Raw genomic sequence first — 2,402 nt, forward strand, 5'->3', positions numbered from 1 at the left:
GTATCCGTCCGACGGACGACGTGCTGCGGGCGTTGCCGGGATGAGCGGGGCAGGTCATCCCTCGACGGATGCAGAAGAGAGCTGAGAAGCCGGAGTGGGTGCGCGTCGCGGAGGAGTTCGAAGCGAGCGGGCTGACGCAGCGGGAGTTCGCCGGACGCCGGGGGTTGAGGCTGAGCACCGTGCAGTCGTGGGTGTACCGCCGTCGGCGACAGGTGAGCACCGAGGCCGCGCCGCCCGTGCGGCTGCTCCCGGTGCAGGTGAGCAGCGTGCCCGCGTTCGAGGCGGTGACGCTGGAGGTGGTGAGCGCCACCGGAGTGCGCGTGCGTTTTGCGCCTGGCACGGACGTGGGCTACGTGGCCCGACTGGTGGCGGCGCTGGAGCGCGCCGCGTGCTGACACTGCCGGCCTCGGTGCGAATCCTGCTGGCCACCGGGCCGGTGGACATGCGCAAGTCGATTGATGGCCTCATGGCACTGGTGCGCACCGGCTGGGGCGAGGACGTCTACTCCGGCCACCTCTTCGCCTTCGTCAGCCGACGAGGAGACCGGGTGAAGATTCTCACCTTCAGCCGGGGCGGCTTCGTCCTGTACTACAAGCGCCTGGAGACGGGCCGTTTCCGCCTGCCGCCAGTGGACGCGGACGCCCAGTCGGTGCAGTTGGACGCCACGCAGTTGGCGATGCTGCTGGATGGCATCGACGTGGCCGAGGTGAAGCGCCAGCCTGCCTGGACGCCCCCGGGGCGCACAGGGACGTGAGGCCGTCACTCGGGCACGACCCTACCCGCCGCGTTGTTGAGTCCGGGTGCCACGCGTCCTCCCACTCGACCACCATTGCCCCTGGCGAGAAGAAGCCGAGGAGTTGAAAGGTCGGCTGACCTCGCTGGAGGGGAAGATGGCGGCGCTGGAGCGCCACGTCTTCGGCAGGAAGACGGAGCGGATGCCGACGGTGGCGGCCGAGCTGCGCGGGGAAGTGGTGGGCGAGGAGTCGAAGGCGGAGCGGGACGAGGCGGCCAAGGTGAAGCGGCGCGAGCGAGCGGCGCGCAAGGCCGAGCAGTGTCCCACGCGAGAGATTCGCCATGACGTCCCCACCCAGGAGCGGCGTTGCCCGGCCTGCGGCAGCGAGGAGTTGAAGGCGCTGGGCAAGGGACGCACCACCGAGGTGTACGAGTACCTGCCAGCCCGTTTCGAGCGGCAGGTGCACGTGCGGGAAGTCCTCGCGTGCCAGTGCGGCCAAGGCGTGGTGACGGCGCCCGCGCCGGCCAAGGTGGTGGACAAAGGCGAGTACGGCCCCGGCTTCCTGGCGCACGTGGTGACGTCCAAGTGCGCCGACGCCATGCCGTTGCACCGGCTGGCCCAGCGCATTGAGAGAGGCGGCGTGCCCATGAGTCGCAGCACGCTGACGGACCTCTTCCACCTGTCCGCCTCGGTGCTGCTGCCGCTGTCTTCGCACCTGCTGCAATGCATTGCGTCCGCCGAGGTGGTGTGGGCCGACGAAACGCCACTGCGCGTGCTGGACGTGAAGAAGACGCGTCTGGGCTACCTCTGGACTTTCCTCACCCAGAACCAGAAAGGCGAGTGGCTCATCGGCTACCGCTTCAGCATGGGGCGCGCGGGCAAGACGCCCAGGGACGTCCTGGGAGGCACGACGGGCGCGCTCGTGGTGGACGGGTACACCGGCTACAACGCGGTGACGCTGCCCGACGGGCGCACCCGCGTCGGGTGTTGGGCGCATGTGCGTCGCCGCTTCTTCGACGCGCTCGCCACCACTCCCGAGGCCCGCGAGGCCCTGGACTTCATCCTGGCGCTCTACCGGGTAGAGGCCCAGGCGCGCGAGGCCGACGTGGTGCGCACGGCCGCCCACCGCGAACTGCGCCAGTTGCACAGTGCCCCCATCCTCGCGAGCCTGCGCGCCTGGCTTGAGGACCAGGCTCCGCGGCATCCCCCGAAGGGGCCGCTGGGAGGGGCCATCTCCTACGCGCTGAAGCAGTGGGAGGCGCTGAGCCGATTCGTCTCCGACGAGCGCCTGCCCTTGGACAACAACCGCAGCGAGGGTGCGCTGAGAAAGGTGGCCCTGGGCCGCAAAAACTTTCTCTTCGTCGGCCACGAGGCAGCGGGAGAGAGTCTGGCCGGCCTCTACGCGCTGGTGGCCACCTGCGAGGTCAACGACATCAACCCCGAGGAGTACCTGGCCGACGTGCTGCTGCGCGTGCAGACTCATCCGCAGTCACGCATCGGCGAGCTGCTGCCGCACGAGTGGAAGCGCTTGCGCACAGCCGATTCCTCCTGAGCGCCATCGCTCGGCTCCCTCTCCTCAACCCACTCACGTCCAGGCTCGCGACCACCGCCGAGCACAACTCCCGTCCGCCCTCAACCAGTCCGGCACGGCGTTCACCGGACGGATACG

The 2,402-nt window shown here is 69.5% G+C and carries 3 protein-coding genes; all 3 read left to right on the plus strand.

The genetic code is table 11. The annotated features are described in order from the left end of the window. Nucleotides 1-68 precede the first annotated feature (68 nt). The 3 genes from tnpA (at nucleotide 69) to tnpC (ending at nucleotide 2,285) form a co-directional block, all read left to right on the plus strand. Nucleotides 69-395 carry an IS66 family insertion sequence element accessory protein TnpA gene (gene tnpA, locus LZ199_RS45805; RefSeq protein WP_254000163.1) on the plus strand — a complete coding sequence of 109 codons (327 nt, stop codon included), beginning with the start codon at nucleotides 69-71 and terminating at the stop codon, nucleotides 393-395. Beyond that, complete coding sequence (gene tnpB, locus LZ199_RS45810; protein WP_254000164.1) at nucleotides 389-754, plus strand: IS66 family insertion sequence element accessory protein TnpB; 366 nt, start codon at nucleotides 389-391, stop codon at nucleotides 752-754. The genes tnpA and tnpB overlap by 7 nt, the downstream gene beginning before the upstream one ends. Nucleotides 755-857: 103 nt before the next feature. Continuing rightward, nucleotides 858-2,285 (plus strand): IS66 family transposase, encoded by a 1,428-nt coding sequence (tnpC, locus tag LZ199_RS45815; RefSeq protein ID WP_254000165.1) that lies wholly within the window; start codon nucleotides 858-860, stop codon nucleotides 2,283-2,285. The last annotated feature ends 117 nt before the right edge of the window (nucleotides 2,286-2,402 follow it).

This window comes from Myxococcus qinghaiensis (genome assembly GCF_024198215.1).
Lineage (GTDB): Bacteria > Myxococcota > Myxococcia > Myxococcales > Myxococcaceae > Myxococcus > Myxococcus qinghaiensis.

Bases quoted from the DNA above. Each gene is read 5' to 3' on its own strand.
- tnpA (WP_254000163.1), top strand. From the start codon at position 69: ATGCAGAAGAGAGCTGAGAAGCCGGAGTGGGTGCGCGTCGCGGAGGAG.